Below are 20,020 nucleotides of genomic sequence, written 5' to 3' on the forward strand. Positions count from 1 at the left end.
GGAACATAAATGTTTCCAATGAATGGGCATCTGCCACCACAGGGAGGTTAAAACAATGGATGATCAGGTGTATATTCCGATTACAAAACATATTCCCGAGGGACTTCGCAGTGAGACAGATCAGTTACACGGGTGGCTTGTCGCATTATTGTCAGCGGAATTAAAGGCAATGGGGTTATTTGAAAAAAGCTATTCCAACACCAGGGAATGGTTAGAGAAAAACGGGATACCCGTTTTGTTTCATCGCTGGATGGAAGAGACACTTGCTGTGTTAGCCAAAGAAGAGGGGAATGGCGCTGAGGGCGGGCAAACCGCTACTACCTTCGAGAATGTGTGGCAGAAATGGGATGAAGTTAAACAGCAATGGCTGCAAAAGGGCCACCTTCGATCCCAGGTCCTTTTGGCAGAAACGGCATTAAAACACCTGCCTGATATTCTTCGGGGATACAAGCAGGCAACGGATGTTCTTTTCCCCAATTCAAGCATGACACTTGTCGAAGGCATATACCAAAACAATCCCATCGCCGACTATTTCAATGAGGTTATGGGATCGCAACTTATAACAATTATTGAAGAAAAAATAAAAAAGAATGCAACCATTCGGTTGAGAATCATTGAATTTGGCGCGGGTACTGGCGGAACCAGTACTCCTATGCTTGATAAGCTCAGACCGTATGAGCAGTACATTGAGGAATATTGTTATACGGATATCTCTTCCTCTTTTCTATTGCAGGCAGAGCAGCGCTATGGAAATGAACACCCATATTTAACCTACAGAAAAATAGATGTGACCAAACAACTGCAGGGTCAATCCATTAATGAAGCTGTCTATGATATAGCAATCGCGTCCAATGTGCTGCATGCTACACCCAATATCCGTCAAACCCTCGGACATATCAAGGCAGCGATCAAAAAACAGGGGCATTTGCTCCTGAACGAGATAACCGATAATACACTTTTTGCCCATATTACGTTTGGTTTGTTGGAGGGCTGGTGGTTATACGAAGATGAGGCACTGCGTATTCCGGGCTGCCCAGGACTTACACCTAATACATGGAAAAAGGTGCTCGCCAAAGAGGGGTTCAGAAATGTTCGTTTTCCGGCATTAAATGCTGAAGAGTGGGGACAACAAATCGTTGTATCTCAAAGTGACGGCATCATTATACATGAAATAAAACAGAGTCCTGTATCTCATCCTGTACAGACACAAACCAGAGCGATTCCTGACGTGGAATGGAGACCCAATTCATCCCCGGTTATGGAGACTAGAAACATTCAACCTACAGCAGATATTCCTGACCACCTGATCCGGGATCATATTATTACGGTCATCCGGGACAGCATAGAAACTTCACTTAAGATGAGTCAGAACCGGATCGATAATCATCAAAGTTTCTCTGAATATGGCGTCGATTCGATTGTTGCCGTCAATCTGGTCAATCTTATTAACGAGCAATGTGGAATAGTGATGCAGACTACAGTGCTGTTCGATCATAACACGGTCCATGCCTTAAGCAAGCACATGCTGGAGCAATATCGACAAGAGATTGTGGCGTACATGCTGCCTGACCCTGCTACATCTCCACAGAGGAAAGACGAACAAGCCATCATTTTGGACATGAGCAACGATAATCGTAAGGCTGATAAGCCTGCTGTGCATAGGAATGAGGATCGGTTGCCAGTTCGGGATGAGAGGAGTAATCCTAATGCGACTTGGACAAGCACAATGGTTAATAACGAAAAGCTGGGATCCATTTTGGAAGGTTCATATTATCGATTGCTGCTGGAGAAACCTGGAGAATCCGATGAACTTAAACTGATTCAGGATCAATCGCGTTCACTCCAGTCAAACGAAGTGCAAATTGCTGTACATGCTTTTTCACTTAATTTTGGAGACCTGTTATGTGTAAGAGGACTGTATCCAACCATGCCCGCATATCCGTTTACCCCTGGCTTCGAAGTCAGCGGGGTCGTTGTTCAAACAGGTTCCGAGGTTACAGACCTTCGACGTGGTGAAGAAGTGGTGGCCATGATGGGTGAGCAGATGGGTGGTCATGCCAATATGGTGATCTGTCCGGCAGCTCATGCAGTAACCAAACCGAAAAAGTTAACATTTGAAGAAGCCTGCTCACTGCCGGCCGTCACTATGACCATGCTTGATGTGTTCCACAAAGCCAAACCGCAGCCAGGTGAAAAAATATTGATTCAGACGGCGGCCGGAGGGACGGGTCTTATTGCCGTACAGCTGGCGCAGCATTATGGTCTGGAAATCTATGCCACAGCGGGTTCAGATGTGAAACTGAACTATCTGCAACAACAGGGTGTGCACCATACCATTCAGTATGTGGAGCAGGATTTTGCCGAGGAGATCCACCGTCTTACGAACGGGCAAGGTGTAGATATTGTTATCAATACTTTATCAGGTGATGCGATTCAAAAGGGGATGGCTTGTCTTGCTCCCGGTGGCAGATATATTGAAATTGCTATGACTGCCCTCAAATCAGCCAAAAATATTGATTTATCCTTGTTATCGAACAATCAGGCATTTTATTCGGTAGATTTACGACGCATGGCCTTCCGTGATCCTTCTATAATTCGAACCTATATGAAGGAAATGGCGATCCTAATTGACCAGAACATCGTTCGTCCGACGATATATGCCACTTATCCTTTTCAGCAAGTGAAAGAAGCATATAAGGCTATGGGAAACCGCAGTAATATCGGCAAAATTGTGGTACATATCCCTGAAGAACAACGTTTTAAGCCGTATTCTGCTAAGCCATGGGAGCAAAACGTTGTGGTAGAAGAGGCCATAATGAATCAAGAAACACCGCCCGTCAGGGAGGAAATAGCGATTATTGGAATCAGTGGCCGATTTGCAAAAAGTCGCAATCCTGAGGAGTTATGGCAACATTTGCAAGCCGGGAATGATCTGATTGGAGAGGTAAAACGTTGGGATCTGGACGCTTATTACGCGGATCAGCAGTCCTATTGTCGACATGGCAGCTTTATAGAGGATTTTGATCGTTTCGATCCTCTGTTTTTTAATATATCCGGCGTGGAAGCCACCTATATGGACCCGCAGCAGCGCATTTTTTTGGAGGAGTCCTGGAAGGCGCTTGAAGATGGCGGTTATGCTGGCAAAAAGGCCGAGGGCCTTCAATGTGGTATCTATGTAGGCTGCAGCGGCATGGATTATCAAAGCATATTTGGACATGAGGGCCCTCCGCAGGCTTTCTGGGGGAACGCCAATTCTATTGTGCCTGCTCGCATAGCCTATAACCTGAATCTGCACGGTCCGGCCATTACAGTGGATACAGCCTGTTCCAGTTCATTGGTGGCCATTCATCTGGCATGTCAAGGATTATGGTCAGGCGAGACGAATATGGCTCTTGCCGGAGGTGTATTCATCCAGTCCACCCCTGGATTCTACATTGCCTCCAATCGAGCGGGAATGCTGTCTCCAACAGGACGGTGTCATACCTTTGATGAAGCTGCAGATGGTTTTGTTCCAGGAGAAGGCGCAGGGGTTGTTATCCTGAAAAGGCTTAGCGAGGCGCTGGATGACGGTGACCAGATTTACGGAGTCATTCGAGGGAGCGGAATAAACCAGGATGGGTCCACCAATGGAATTACGGCTCCCAGTGCGAAATCCCAGGAACGGCTTGAGCAGAACGTATATGAGACTTTTAATATTAATCCTGAACACATCCAGCTGGTCGAGGCTCATGGGACAGGGACCAGGCTGGGAGACCCGATTGAGTTCAATGCATTGGCGCAGGCGTTTAGAAAACATACGGACGAAAAGCAGTTCTGTGCGATCGGCTCGGTAAAAAGCAATATCGGTCATACGGCCACGGCAGCTGGAGTAGCGGGTTTGTTTAAAATTATGCTGGGGATGCGTCATCAAAAAATAGCCCCCTCCATTCATTTTCATCAAGCCAACAGCCAGATTGTCTTAAATGACAGCCCGTTCTATATCCCTACAGACACGATGGAATGGAAAGCCGGGTCAAGTGGCAAAAGATGTGCTGCAATCAGTTCATTTGGTTTCAGTGGTACGAATGCACATATGGTCATTGAGGAGGGACCTCTGCAATCCAGAGCGTCAGAGCCGATGCCGGGATATTTGATTGCACTTTCAGCCCGTACCGCCGAACAATTGCGTCAGCAGGTTGAACAACTCACCGCCTACGGAAGACAATTGCCGGAACAGGATTGCGGTAACTTGAGCTACACGCTGTTATTGGGACGCAAACATATGGATTTCCGCCTCGCCTGTGTGACCCGAAGTCTGAATGAAGCGATGACTATACTTCAACGCTGGTTGGATAAGGGAAGTGCACCACAGGTTCGGGTTTCACAAGGAACACCGGACACTTCACATGAGCACTCCTCATTACAGCGATATGGGAATGAATGTTTGCGGAGTTGTCAGAAGACGACACATGCAAGCGAATATTTAGAACATCTGGGTACTGCAGCGGATCTGTATATCCAGGGATATGAACTTGATTATGATCTGTTGTTTGAGCAGGGTCACTATTGGACCATATCCTTACCCACCTATCCATTTGCCAGAGAGCGGTATTGGGTGGAGCACGAAGAAATGAATTGCTCACCATTAATAGAAAAACCAACAATAGTTAAACCATCAAATGAGAGCATATTACTGCACTCCATGCTGCACCACAACCGTTCGGATCTGCTGCGGGGCCAGTGGTACAGTAGTCAGTTCAATGGCAATGAGCCTTTCCTAAGCGATCATGTGGTACAGGGGCACAAGCTGCTTCCAGCTGTTGTTCAGCTGGAGATGGCCCGGGCAGCAGCGGCGCATGCAGCGAATTGGCCTCCGCTCACACACAGTCTGCTGCTGCGGCATGTAATGTGGAGCAGGCCGCTCGTTGTTGGAGAGGAGCCTCTGGAGGTTCATCTCGTGCTTGAGGCCGAGGCAGATGAGAGCTTGTCCTATAAAATATCGGCAGCGTCATCAATTGAGTCCAGCGAAGCGGTGTATAGTCAAGGGCGTGTAAGTGTGGGAAGACCTCTCGTAGAAGCCGTGCAAACCTTGGATTTGCAGGCTGTGCGCAGCCGGTGTACAGAGGGACAGGCCAGTGGAGCAGTTTGTTATGAAGCATTCCGAAAACTGGGTCTGGAGTACGGTCCGTCCCATCAGACCATTGCCGAATTGCAATGGGGGGCAAACGAGGCCTTGGCGCAGCTGCGTCTGCCACAAGTGCTCTTCGAAGGGCAAGGTGACACCGTGCTGCATCCCGGTATGGTGGATGGGGCCTTGCAAGCATCCATCGCCCTGCTGGCCGGAGATCAGATCGCGGAAGTGCTGAGATTCACTGCTCTGGAGGGTGCAGTAAGCTTGGAGAGCGCGCCCCTTGCGAGCGCAACAGAACGGTATGGGAACCCACCGCTGCCTTTTGCGCTGGAGGAGGCGGAAGTGATATCCCCTTGCCAGGCGCACATGTGGGCGGTGGTGCGTGTTCGCCCCGAGCCAGCGGCATCTTCCGCTGCGGAGGCGAGAGTCCGTAAACTGGATCTGATGCTGTGCGATTCAGAGGGACAGGTTTGCATTCGACTGCGGGGCGTGACCTCGCGTGTACCCGAAAGCCGGGAAGGTGTGCTGCTGGTGCAGCCCGAGTGGCAGGAGCTGCCGAAGCGCTCCCTACCGGCTGAAGCTGTGGGGGTTGAACCCGCGGTGCTGTTGTGTGATTGGGCCCCGCAAGACTTCGCGGATGCGGAGGTGTCCTGGGAGCGGATGACGTTAACGGGGTCGTTGGAGGCGCGGTACGGACAGGCTGTTCAGGCCATCCTGCATCATGTGCAGCAGCAACTTACAAAACATCAAAGAGGCCGAATGGCCTTGCAAATTGTCGTGGCGGGATCTGAAGAAGGAAGACGGTTCGCTGGCGTGAGTGGGCTGCTGCGGACGGTCCGGCTGGAGTATCCGGGCAGTCTGGCACAGCTGGTCGAAGTCCAGCCAGAGACATCCGCCGCAATGTTGACCGAGCAGCTGTATCAGTGTGCGCTCCATGCGGAGGAAACTCATCTGCGTTGGGAAGCAGGTGAGCTGAAGCGAACGGGCTGGCAGGCGCTCAACGTGGACATGGATGAAAATTGGATTCGAAATGTACATGCGGAAACGGAGATGAAGCCGAAGACCGGTGTCCCACGGTTGTCTCCCTGGAGGGACGAAGGCGTGTACGTCATTACAGGTGGAGCCGGTGGACTGGGGCGGATCTGGGCCCGGGAAATTGCAGCTCGAACAGAAGGCAGTACGCTCATTTTGACTGGCCGATCTCCGGCGATGCCAGAGACGGTACAGCGAGAGATGGCGCAGCTTCCGGCCCGGGTACTTTATGAAACGGTGGACGTCACCAACAGAGAGGCGGTCAATGCACTGTTTCGGCGTCTTCGTCAGCAATACGGTCGGGTGAACGGAGTGCTGCATTGTGCTGGAGAGATCCGGGACAGTCTGATTCGCTACAAAACGGAACCCGACTGGCAGGCGGTGCTGGCCCCGAAAGTAAATGGCACACGGAACCTGGAAGAAGCGATCGGGACAGAGGCGCTGGATGTACTGCTGCTGTTCTCCTCGGGTGCAGCGGTGACGGGGAATGCAGGGCAGGGCGATTATGCCGCCGCGAATGGGTATATGGATGCGTATGCGGTGAGCCGAAATGCGCGGATGAAACGCGGGGAGTGTCAAGGGCGAACCTTATCCATCAACTGGCCGTTGTGGGAAGAAGGCGGGATGCAGCTGGAGGAAGAGGGGAAGGCACGTCTGTGGAAACAGCATGGGTTAAGACCGCTGGGAACCGCGTCGGGTGTGAAGGCGCTGTATCAGGCCTGGGCGAGTGGAAGCAGTCAGGTAGCAGTGGCGGAAGGCAATCTGTTGGTGCTGCGCAGAAGCCTGCTGGAGCCGGGAGATTCGGGGTCATCTGAACCGATCGAGCCGGTAAAGGCAGACAAGCTTGAACCGGTGTCGGAATGGGTATCCACCAAGCTTGGAGCCCCTCTGGCGGGAGGCATGACTCGGCAGGAAGCTATAGCGGTGCTCACGTTGGAAGTGGCCGCTTTGTTGAACGTAGGGGAGCAGGACGTGGACCCGGACATGGACTGGAGTGAATATGGTTTGGACCCGGTGCAATGGAGTGAACTTTCCCGCAGACTGCTGGCCCGGCATGGATGGGACATTTCTGCAGAGACACTCTTGGAACACTTGAACATGAGTCAAACTGTCCAGCAAGTTACCGGTCAGATCCACCCGATGGGGAAGGAGCGAATGGACCTGCATAAAAAAGAAGAGAACCTTGGCCTTATTCAGAAGAATGATGCTGATTTGCGAGTAAAAACAGTTCAATTTCTACAAGAGCGTTTAGCCCGTGTCATCGGTCTTCCGAAATCAAGGATTGACGTAGATACAGCCATGGATCGATACGGTATAGATTCGCTGCTTATTATGCAGATGACTACCAATTTGGAAGAACAGTTTGGTCTCTTGCCCAAAACACTTTTTTTCGAGTATCAGACCCTTCGGGCTCTGAGCGAATATTTTCTTGAGCACCATCATGAACAACTGCGACTCATTGTAGGGGGAGGACGTTCTGAGGAGTCCGTTAGTATATCTCCGACCTCGGTTGCTGTACAGAAGCCAGAAATAGAGGACATTAAATCCAAGGGCATTTTAAGCCAAAAGAGGACGTTAAAGAATCAACAAGCTACTAATCCAGAGTCGAAGAACGTTGGTTCATTGAAATCTTTGAATCCCATTGAATCATCCAATCGGGTTCAAGAGGATGAGGAGAAGCAGGATATTGCCATTATTGGTGTGGCGGGAAGGTACCCGGGAGCGCGGAACATCCATGAGTTTTGGGAGAATCTGCGCAGTGGAACGGACAGCATTACCGAGATTCCATCTGAACGCTGGGACCAGGAGAAGGTATATGATTCAGCGCCGGGCACACCGGGCAAGACCTATGGACGTTGGGGCGGATTTCTGGATGGTGTGGACGAATTCGATCCGTTGTTCTTCCAGATTTCTCCTCGGGAAGCCGAGATGATGGACCCGCAGGAACGATTGTTCATGCAGTGTGTGTACGAGACGATTGAGGATGCGGGGTATACGCGGGAGCGTTTGGCTGCTGACATCGTGGGTGTGTACGTCGGCGTCATGTACGAGGAATATCAATTGTATGGGGCCGAGTCCTCAATTGCGCTCTCCGGTAATCCGGCGTCCATCGCCAACCGGGTGTCGTATTTCTGTAATTTCCGCGGACCGAGTCTGGCGGTGGATACGATGTGTTCATCTTCGCTGACTTCCATTCATCTGGCGTGCCAGAGTTTAAGACAGAATGAGTGTCAGGTTGCGGTCGCAGGCGGGGTGAATGTGTCGGTCCACCCGAACAAATATATCATGTTGTCTCAAGGACGATTCCTGTCCAGCAAAGGCCGCTGTGAGAGCTTTGGTGAAGGGGGCGACGGGTATGTGCCGGGGGAAGGCGTGGGCGCGGTCCTGTTAAAACCGCTTGCACGAGCCGTTGCAGACGGGGACCGGATTTACGGCGTGATCAAAGGGTCGGCCTTGAATCACGGTGGAAAAACAAACGGATATACCGTGCCGAATCCCAACGCCCAGGCGGACGTCATCGGCCGGGCCTTGCGTGAGGCGGGCGTTGACCCGCGGACGATCAGTTATGTGGAAGCCCATGGCACAGGCACGTCGCTGGGCGACCCGATCGAGATTGCGGGGCTGAGTAAAGCTTTTCAGCAAGAACCTTCGGAAGAGGCCTACTGTGCGATTGGTTCAGCGAAATCCAATATCGGACATGCAGAGAGCGCAGCAGGCATCGCGGGAGTCACCAAGGTGCTGCTGCAATTACAGCATGGAGAGCTGGCGCCGTCCCTGCATGTGAAGCAGACCAACCCGCATATTGACTTTAGTCAAACCCCATTCACGGTCCAGCGAGAGTTAGATGTTTGGGAACGTCCAAGGGTGGACGGTCAGATTGTACCGCGACGGGCGGGAATTTCCTCGTTTGGTGCAGGTGGAGCGAATGCTCATCTCATTTTGGAGGAATACCGGGAACCCGACCTGACGCGTGAAAAGATGAATGAGCAAAACGAGCAAAATGAAGTGCCAGGGATGATCGTGCTGTCAGCGAAGAACGAGGAACGGCTGGTCGTGCAGGCCTGTCAGCTGCGAGATGCACTCCGTACCGGGCAGAGCAGCTGGAAAGTGAGGGAGGTCGCCTATACACTGCAAACCGGACGTGAAGCAATGGAGGCACGGCTGGGTGTGCTGGCGCAAACGATGGAGGAGCTGCTTGCCAAGCTGGACAGCTATGTGGAACAGGTGGGTCAGGCGGAACCAGCAGGCAAAGGAAGCTTGTATTATCAGGGGCATGTGAAGCAAGGGCAGGAGCATCCGGGTTGGTTAACCGATGAGGAAGACATGAAAGAGAATGTGAAACGCTGGCTGTCCCAGGGTCGTTATGAGCATGTACTGGACGCGTGGTCACGAGGGGCAGTGATTCAGTGGATGGAGCTATACGGGGACAACAGACAGCAGCACCCGCGCCCAGTCAGTCTACCGGCGTATCCGTTTGCACGAAATCGCTACTGGGCTCCAAAGAAAACCGAGTTGGTATCGTCCAGCGCGGTGGGTACGAACGGATCAGCCATGCTCCATCCACTTTTGCATAGCAATACTTCGGATCTTCAAGAGCAGCGGTACACTTCACTCTTTACAATGGACTCGCCTATGCTTATGGATATCAATAAAGAGCAAACAACAAAATTATTGCCCGACTTGCTTCATCTGGAAATCGCCTATGCAGCTCTGGATTTGGCCATACCTGATAATCATGATTCAGCAGAATCAGCATTATCGATCCAATTGCAGGATGTGGTATGGGACAGCTCTGTTTACGTGTCTGATCAGACACTTCCGTTACACATCTCATTGCAATCCGAATCACATTTAACAGTGGGATACGTCATATATGGTGAAAATGTAGGGGGATTTCAACCCGTATATAGTAGCGGAATGGCCAAAAAGGTGGCTTCAGAGTTCACAGGATCAGATGCTCTGGAGATTGATTCTATCGATATGCTCTACACCGCTGAGCTGGATTCGTCAATCACTGCTTTTGCGAACCATGCTTCAAAGTCAGCCTTGTCCTCATCTCCTTATGCGGTAGAACGTATATATGTGGGGGAAGACCATGTTCTGATCAAGTTTGAACATGTAACGGATGTGCTATCTATACCACCAGTGTACAAACTGCCAGTAGATGCAATTCACCTTGCCGTTTATGGGGGGCTAGGCTGGACAGAAATTGAAAATGAAGCAAAGCAGCAGTTGGATATGCCTGCTTCACGTCCTGTTTACATTCAATCCCTTCAAAGACTTGATGCAATAGGCGCATCAAATATTTCTTGGGCGAGAGTAGACAGAAGAGAACGGATGAATGGGGCGTCAGGACTTGAAGTGTTGGACATTCGTTTGTATTCATCAGAAGGACGCGCAGTGTTGAAGATTCAGGGATTAGAAGCAGGCTTTACAGCCATGTCGCAGGGGACAGAAAACGACGGAATAGCGGTACATTCGAATGCTGCAACTACAAGTGCAGGTGCATTTGTACTTGAATCTTCATTCGGTGAATCCGAGAAAGAAACCGTGATCCTCTCCAAAGAAGCTTCATCTGCTTCCATGGCTTCTCGCCGGAGACCGGAGCTCTTGGGCCTAACAACGTCTGAGTGTGTAAGGTGGGAGTTAAAGGAACTGGCAGGCCAAACGTTGAAAATTCCAAGGGAACTGATTGATGGCAATGAAAATCTTGCCGAATATGGATTTGATTCCATTAGCCTGACTGAATATGCAACGGTTCTTAATCAGCATTTTGGAGTGGATTTGGCACCATCCATATTTTTCGATCACACCACACTCCATGAATTGGCTCATTATATGGAGCGAGAATTCGAGCAGACCATCACGGATCAATATGCAGATCACGATATTCAAACGGGAGAAAAACATACAGAGCAAGCCGCACCGTTAAAAAGCAAAGTGGCACAGCATCGTTCCAAAGCCCGAAAGCCTAACGCCCAGAGACAAGCATCTGGCAAGTACTGGCGTTTGGGAGATACACGACGAATGCAAGCGGCCGATGAACCTGTTGCCATTATTGGTATCAGCGGACGATTTCCTGAAGCGCGCAATGTAGATGAGATGTGGTCGATTCTCGTAAATGGACAAACGGCTGTTAAGACCGTTCCCTCGGATCGATTCACCAGCAGTAAAAAGGATGCTACTTGGAAATGCGGTCTTGTGCCAGGGATACGAGAGTTTGATCCCCGCTTCTTCGAAATCTCTCCGCGTGAAGCCGAGAGCATGGACCCGCGTCAGCGATTGCTATTGCAAGAATCCTGGAGAGCGCTTGAGGATGCCGCTTATGGCAAAAAACAACTTTCCTCCGGTCGGGTCGGCATGTTTGTAGGAGTGGAGAATAATGAATATTTGCAGTTTGTCGGCCTGGATGGACCGCTTACGTCCAATCACAATGCCATTCTGGCCGCCCGGTTGGCGTATCTGTTGGACCTGAATGGCCCGAATATGGCGATCAATACTGCTTGTTCTTCGGGTCTGGCGGCTGTTCATCAAGCTTGTGCCAGCCTGCGGGCGGGAGAGTGCGACACAGCTCTTGCGGCAGGAGTAAGCCTGCTGCTTACTGAACAGGGGTTCGAAGCGATGTCCCAAGCAGGCATGTTGTCTGAGGACGGTCGCTGTTATGCGTTCGATCAGCGTGCCAAAGGCATGGTGCCGGGAGAAGCGATCGCGGTTGTTGTATTAAAGACTTTATCACAGGCTGAGGCGGATGGAGATTCGATCTACGGGGTCATTCGGGGCAGTGGCATGAACTATGATGGCAAAACGAATGGAATCACCGCGCCAAGTGGTGTGGCACAGACGGCGTTAATGAATGAGGTATATGCCCGGTATGGCGTTCAGGCGGAGGACATGCAGTACATTGTGACCCACGGGACGGGAACACGCCTCGGAGACCCGGTCGAAATCAAGGCTTTGCAGGAAGCCTATAAAGGACGGAATATGGCGCCAGGTTCCTGTGCGTTAACGTCGGTAAAAACGAATTTGGGTCATACCCTCGCTGCATCCGGTGTGGTGAGCCTGATTAGTCTGGTACAGGCGATGCGTTATGAGACGATCCCGGCAAGTCTGCACTGTGAGGAAGAGAGTGAATATATCCGGTGGTCGGATGGGCCGTTTTATGTAAACAAAAGCAAACGGCCTTGGCCACGAACGGAGCAGGGCAGGTTGGGCGCGGTAAGTGCTTTTGGCATGAGTGGAACCAACGTGCATGTCGTGGTGGAAAGTTATGAAGGCAACGGGCAAAAACAAATGGCTGGAAATACAGCGCCTTATTATTTGCTGGCACTGTCCGCCAAAACGGAAGAGGCACTACATCGCAAGGTGGAGGACATGATCGCCGTGCTGGAACGGGAAGATGAGCCGGATCTGGCGGCAATCAGTTACACGCTCCTGGAGGGACGACAGCATTTCCGTCACCGTTGTGCGGTGGTTGTACAGTCCCGGGCGGATGCTGTGCATGTCTGGAAAAAGTTCGGTACGAAAGAAAATAACGGGAAGATGTTTCGCGGGACAGTGGGCCGGGAGTTCACTGAACAGCGCATTGTTCGGGAACACGGTCATGAGCTTTTGCATCAACTTCAGCATGGAACTCAAGCGATCGCAACCGGGGCATACCGTGACATTCTTCATGTGCTGGCGGATTTATACTGTCAGGGTTACGCATTGGATTGGATGAATATGTACGGTGAGTCTGTTCCTGAACGCATTCATTTGCCTTCATATCCGTTTGCCCAGGAAGAATACTGGGTGACCCAGTCATCACCTGAAGCAAGCCGGTTGAACGAGCAGCTTCTTACAGCAAAGCTCCACCCGCTTGTACACGGGAATACGTCAACGCTGCGCGAACAGCGTTATAGCTCTATTTTTGCACAGGAAGATCCGTTGTTACATGACCCTATGGAATCGGGTTACCAATGTTTGCCGGATTCAGCCCACTTGGAGATGGTCCGGGCTGCTGCGCAATATGCGTTAAAGGGAGCGGGCGAGATGAACCAGGCCCCGGTCCGGATGAAGCTGACCGAGCATCAATGGGTCAATCCGGTTGTGGTGACAGAGCAGGCGCTGGAAGTTCATTTGGCCATTATTCCGGAATCAGATCAATCTTTAATCTATGAAATATTCAGTGAACGAGCTGACGGTGATGAAGAGTTGTGGAGCAGGGGCCGTATTGAATATGAATCACAGGAATTCGTGAGTCCGCCTATGGACATGCAGTCCATCACTGAAAGATGCACACATTTGGAGACTGCAAACCTCTCTTCAAAACTTAAAGGATCATCCATTGTTTGTTGTTATACCGGTGAAAATGAAGTGTTAATAAAGCTTTCAGCTGAAATTAATGCTCAGGATCGGACTTTGTTATATACTCCAAAGTTACTGACTGAAGCTGTATCACTGGCAGCTAACATCTTTGAGACAAGATCAGTAAAGGCAGCAGATTATCTTAACGAGGCCATGCCAACAAGAGAGGCCGGCGAGTCGAGTGTACATGAAGTGCTGAATGAACAACAAAAACATACTTGGCTCTCTATGGAATCCATGGAGTTTACGGCAGATCACTGGCAGCATCCGCTGTGGATGTGGATCAGGGAGTTGGATTCCGGGCTGGATGTTACTTTCTGTGATGAGAAAGAACAGGTAGTTGCACACATGGCGGGATTACAGGTCCAAAAGAATTTGATGACAAAAGATATGCCGGAGGACATGGAAAGAAAGGAGATAGAACGTGAGGTCGCTGATAGCCTTCTGATGGCTTTTGAGGAAATCTGGGAAGAATCGAAGCCAGAACTTCATCATGAAGAGAACCCACAGACCATATTATGTGTACTTTCCCGTCAGGAGAATCAGGAGAGGTTCGTTTCACTGATGAAACATCACAATCCTGAGATCCAGCTGGTCTTCATCGATCCGGGAATGTGGGAAAAAGAGACGGATCTTGATCATCATGCGAAGTACAGGGAAGCGCTTCAGGAGATCAGCCAGCAATATGGGAATGTGGATACGGTACTACATTTGTCGGCACTGGAGGAGCCACTACTGCTGCAAGACACGAAGCCGATTTTACTTTTGCTTCAGGCATTGGCAGCAGAGAAGATCAAGCCTGGCCGAATTCTGCTCGCCGGGGAATATAGAACAGGAATCGAACGTTGTTACCTGGATGCATGGATTGGTTTTGAGCGTTCACTTGGGCTTGTTATGCCCCATACGAAATTACAAGTGATCAGCAGCGATAAACCATCCAGTAACGAAGTGAACTGGAAAAGGTGGAGTGAACGGCTGTGGCAAGAATTAAGGTCGAACCAGCGGTGTAGCGTGCGGTATGAGAATGATCTGCGCAAAGTAAGCCGTATCAGACCAATCCCGCCTGCCGAGCATTACAAACAGGGGACAGAATACGTGTTGCCAGGAAAGACATATTTGATTACGGGCGGATTGGGAGGAATTGGCCTCGCTTTTGCCAGAGCATGGGCTCCGCTGGGAGTAAATCTGGTGTTGATGGGCCGATCTTCTCTGGATTCCGTGAAGCAGCATAGGCTCGATGAATTGATCGAGGCGGGAAGTCAGGCTATGTATGTTCAGGCTGATGTTGCCGTACTGGAACAAGTCGAAGAAGCGGTGCGGGCTGTCAAAAACAAATTTGGCGAAATTCACGGACTGATCCACGCCGCCGGGATTGAAAGTCGGGTAAGTGTGCTGGATAAATCAGCAGCTGATTTTGAACGTGTGCTTGCTCCCAAAATTCGTGGAACATTGGCATTGGACAAAGCACTGGGTAATGAATCGCTGGAGTTCCGCAGTTATTTCTCTTCTTCATCGGCTATTTTGGGTGACTTCGGCTCCTGTGATTATGCTGTGGCGAATCGATTCCAGATGGCCTATGCTCAAGAACAGCATCGCACGGGTCCTATTCACACGGTATCCATCAACTGGCCGCTTTGGAGAGAGGGCGGAATGGGCACAGGCGAAAAGAATGCTTCGGCTATGTATCTCAAAACCAGCGGTCAACGTTTTCTGGAAAAAGACGAAGGGGTGGCATTATTTCCAAAAATTCTAAATGAACCTTATGCTCACCAACTCGTTATGGCGGGGAAACCGGAACGCATACATCGTTTTCTGGGTGTTGAATTCACACCTGAGGAGCCGGCCAGCACATCTTATACTTCGTATGAGGTCGGGAATCCAGTCTTGAATGAGGCGGCCCCTGCGTTAGGGCTGCGTGTGGAGTTGCGTGGTAAAACGGTAGCTGAGTGCGCTCAATGGGAGCTAGGAGAAATAGCAAGCGAGCTATTAAAGATACCTCATGAAGAATTGGACCCTCAAGCCAATCTCGCAGAGTTTGGATTTGATTCCATCAGCTTGACAGAGTATGCAGCACGGTTGAGCCGTCATTACGGAGCAGAATTGACACCATCCATTTTCTTTGGACATTCCACATTGAAAGGATTGGCTGAATATCTGGAAAATGAACATCGGGATGTTCTAGTTGGCATGTACGAGGAAAGGAAGGCCGTGACCGACATGAAATCCAATGTCACGGACCGAGGTTACCGATCTGGACGTTCCGGAAGATGGGCTGGCGGTAAATCCTTCCCTGCATCCGATCTTCGTCCAACTGCACGTAATCTGGATAAAATGGATCAATTCACGGAACCTGTTGCCATTATTGGTATTAGCGGACGGTTCCCCGAAGCACGAGATGTGGACGAGATGTGGTCCATGATCAGTCAGGGTCAGGAAGCGATAAGAAGGGCACCGGAGGACCGGTTTTCCACCCACAATGGGCGTGAGCCTTGGAAATGCGGTCTTGTACCAGGAGTACGGGAGTTTGATCCACGCTTCTTCGAAATTTCTCCGCGTGAAGCCGAGAGCATGGACCCGCGTCAGCGATTGCTATTGCAGGAATCCTGGAGAGCGCTTGAAGATGCCGCTTATGGGAAAAGACAGCTTTCCTCCGGCCGGGTAGGTATGTTTGTCGGGGTGGAGAATAACGAGTATTTGCAAGTTGTCGGTCTGGACGGGCCGCTTACATCCAACCACAATGCCATTCTGGCCGCCAGATTAGCCTATCTGCTGGACCTCAATGGTCCCAACATGGCGATTAATACGGCTTGTTCTTCGGGGCTGGCGGCTGTTCATCAAGCTTGTGCCAGCCTGCGAGCCGGAGAGTGCGACACGGCTCTTGCGGCAGGGGTGAGCCTGCTACTTACCGAGCAGGGACTCGAAGCGATGTCCCAGGCGGGCATGCTGTCTGAGAATGGGCGCTGTTATGCGTTTGACCAGCGTGCCAATGGCATGGTTCCGGGAGAAGCGATAGCGGTTGTTGTATTAAAGACCTTATCTCAGGCTGAGGCGGATGGAGACTCGATCTACGGGGTCATTCGGGGCAGCGGCATGAACTATGATGGCAAAACGAATGGAATCACCGCGCCGAGTGGTGTGGCACAGACAGCACTAATGAATGAGGTGTATACACGGTACGGCATTCGGGCGGAGAACATGCAGTACATTGTGACCCACGGGACGGGAACACGTCTGGGAGACCCAGTCGAAATCAATGCTTTGCAGGAAGCCTACAAATCAAGAAATATGGAGCCAGGCTCCTGTGCGCTGACGTCGGTAAAAACGAATTTGGGTCATACCCTCGCCGCTTCGGGAGTGGTGAGCCTGATTAGCCTGGTACAGGCGATGCGTCATGAGACGATCCCGGCAAGTCTGCACTGTGAAGAGGAAAGTGAATATATCCGGTGGTCGGAGGGGCCGTTTTATGTGAACAAAAGCAATCGCCCTTGGCCACGAACAGAGCAGGCGAGACTGGGAGCGGTAAGTGCCTTTGGCATGAGCGGAACCAACGTGCATGTCGTGGTGGAAAGTTATGAAGGCAGCGGACAAAAACGAACGGCTGGTTATGCGTCACCTTATTATTTGCTGGCACTGTCGGCCAAAACGGAAGCAGCACTACAACGCAAGGTGGAGGACATGATCGCTGTACTGGAACGGGAAGAGATGCCGGATCTGACGGCAATGAGCTACACGCTGCTGGAGGGACGACAGCATTTCCGACACCGTTGTGCGGTGGTTGTGCAGTCCAGGGAAGATGCCGTATACATGTTGAAACAGCGGGGGCAATCCAAGTCAGGGGTTTTGTTTGAGGGCGTGGTGCCAAGAAGGTTTACTGGACAAAAGCTGTTACAGGAACATGGGGATGAATGGATTATCAAAAGCACCGAAAGAAGTTTGTCCTCGGAGAAACAGAGGGATATACTCCATGTACTGGCTGATCTGTATGCCCAGGGCTATGATCTGAACTGGGGACAGATGTATGGCGATGTACCACCATCACGCATCAGCCTGCCAACGTATCCTTTTGCCCGAGAGGAATATTGGATGGCGTCAAAGGAAAGAGAGCAAGAGGAAGAGCAGCCATCGCGGGAGCGCTCATGGGCTTCTCTTCACCCCCTGGTGCAACAAAATACGTCTGATTTCACTGAGCAAAGGTTCAGCTCGGTCTTCAATGGAAGAGAATTCTTCCTTAAGGATCATATTATTCATGGAGTCTCCGTACTTCCAGGGGTGGCCCAATTGGAAATGGCTCGGGCTGCATTGCAGCTTACCGTTGCCGGCACAAGACCTGTTTTTCTGCAAAATGTGGTGTGGATCAGTCCCGTAGTCATGGATGGAGATGCAGCAATCCCTAACAGCATTCAGGTAGGAATCGGATTACATCCTGTCACAGAAAATCCTCAACTTATAAGTTATGAGATATACCGGCAAGACCAGCAGGTTGAGGGTAAACGTCATGTATACAGTCAAGGACAGCTTGGATGGAATGAAGAAGCTGAATCCCCTCCAATTCATGACCTGAACGAACTCATGGCTGCATGCAGCCGATCGACCTGGACGGGTGAAGCCTGTTATGAGGTATTTAGGCAAGCCGGTATCCAGTACGGACCTGCATTTGAGGGAATACAGCAATTGTTCATCGGTGAAAGGGAAGTTTTGGCTCAACTGAAGCTGCCTGAGCATTTGTTGGCGGAAATGAACTCATATGTCCTTCATCCCTGTATATTGGACTCCGCGTTGCAGGCCTCTATTGGCATGATGCTGGAGCATCCTGAAGTGGATGGGAAAAAGGCGGGACATGGTTCAGGTGGACCACAGCCTTCGGTTCCTTTTGCGTTAAAGAAAGTTCGGATCTATAAAGCTTGTGCTCAGGACATGTGGGCATGGGTGCGCTACAGCTCCGATTCCAGTTCGGATGGGAAAGGAATGACGTTTGATATTGATTTGTTTGATCAAGAAGGAAATGTCTGTGTTCGTTTAATTGGCTTTTCCTCCAGACAGCTTCCCGATCCAGAATCCACAGCGCCAGGTGCTGACACAACCGCTCGGTCTGAAATGCTGCTGTTAAAGCCGTATTGGCGGGAGATGGAGGTGGAAGGAGCCGGTCGGAGCTGGAAGACTCCAGACGCTGAGCATATCGTTATTTTATGTGGTGCACTCGCTTGCAGGTTGAGTGAGATGCAGCTTGAATTTCCGTCAGCATCGTTTATACCGATTGGGTTGGATCAGGGAATGGCCACAGCCGAAAAGTGGTTTGAGGATGGTGCCTTGCAGGTGTTTGGTAAACTTCAAACGATACTGTCCAGTGAATCGAATAAACCGCGAATTATACAGGCCGTCGTGCCTAATGATGGAGAGCAGCGTTTGTATGCTGCGCTGTCGGGTATGTTGCAAAGTATTAAACTCGAATATCCGGCTGTTGCGGGACAGTTGATTGAAATGGACGAACAGTTGGATAACGCAGATATTTTACAGCTATTGAAGTTGGACGTTTGCGAGCCTAAAGATAACTGGATTCGTTATACGGGTCGTCGACGGGAATTGGCAGACTGGCAAGAGATTGAACCGTCCACTGTTCTTGAAAAACGGTTTTGGCGTGATCATGGTGTTTACCTCATTACAGGTGGTATGGGAGGGCTTGGACTTGTATTTGCGCAAGAGATCGCCACACAAGCCAAGCATCCAACACTTGTTCTCGTGGGCAGATCACCGATGGACGGTCTGATGGAACAATCCCTTGAAGTATTGCGAGAGCAGGGAGCACGGGTGGACTATTTGCAGGTTGATGTAGCGGATGGTGAAGCCGTGGAGAACCTTGTTGGTAGCATCAAACAAGTCTATGGCGCTATCCACGGCGTTATTCATGGAGCAGGATTAATCAGAGACAGTTTGTTTCTTGCCAAGACAGAGGAAGAATGGCGTCAGGTTATGAAACCTAAAGTGGCGGGCACTATACACCTGGATCGTTCTACACATAAGGAAGCATTGGATTTCTTCATTCTGTTCTCCTCTGGAACTGCCGTGCTCGGCAATATGGGGCAGAGTGATTACGCTACAGCGAATGCATTCATGGACCTATACGCAACATACCGGGAAACGATGGTGAGTCAGGGCAAACGAAGCGGCAGGACACTGTCCTTAAACTGGCCACTATGGGAAAATGGCGGCATGAAGGTGGACTCATCTGTCAAACAAATGATGTGGCGGCAAATGGGAATGAGACCTCTGCATTCGAATCAGGGAATAGAGGCATTAACCCTTGCACTATCATCCACTTCTTCCAGAGTGATGGTCATGGCAGGGAACCCTGAACGAATTCGGGGCAAGATCAGAACTGTAAAATCACAAACACTAGGTATTTCCTCCCCAATGTATACAGCTTCTCCCAAAGGGGATAAGCCCAGGGACGACCGCTATTCGGAACTGGTTAATCGTGTTCTGGACGGGGAACTAACGGAGTCACAATTTGTTGAAGCGTTCATGAAGGAATAGGAG

The 20,020-nt window shown here is 50.6% G+C and carries 1 protein-coding gene; it reads left to right on the forward strand.

Annotated features, from left to right (window positions below):
- The first annotated feature begins 55 nt into the window (after window positions 1-55).
- Window positions 56-20,017, forward strand: a complete 19,962-nt coding sequence (locus tag MKY66_RS12980; protein ID WP_339807154.1) for an SDR family NAD(P)-dependent oxidoreductase — start codon at window positions 56-58, stop codon at window positions 20,015-20,017.
- Window positions 20,018-20,020: the final 3 nt, after the last annotated feature.

This window comes from Paenibacillus sp. FSL R5-0766 (assembly GCF_037971845.1).
Classification (GTDB): domain Bacteria; phylum Bacillota; class Bacilli; order Paenibacillales; family Paenibacillaceae; genus Paenibacillus.

What these genes read in the sequence shown, in the direction of transcription:
- MKY66_RS12980 (WP_339807154.1), top strand. Translation starts at nt 56, where the DNA reads ATGGATGATCAGGTGTATATTCCGATTACAAAACATATTCCCGAGGGA.